Raw genomic sequence first — 216 nt, 5'->3', positions numbered from 1 at the left:
AGGCGAGAGGGACGCGCTGCGGGAGGGGGCGGTGGAGGGGGTGGGTGCGGAAGGGGGCGTTGCGGGTGATTTTCAGACTGCCAACGGCGCCCAGCACCCCACCCACAGAGTCGGCAGTCGGAAAATCATCCAGCCCCCGGAGCGCCCCCCCCCCGGCCCCCCCCCCGCGGGCCCCCCCCCCCCCCCCGGGCGCGCGGGGCGGGCGGCGCGGGGCGG

The organism is Kitasatospora sp. NPDC101157 (assembly GCF_044768255.1).
In the GTDB taxonomy this organism is placed as follows: domain Bacteria; phylum Actinomycetota; class Actinomycetes; order Streptomycetales; family Streptomycetaceae; genus Kitasatospora.
The sequence above is the reverse complement of the archived record's forward strand: the minus strand, read 5'-3'. Positions refer to the sequence as shown.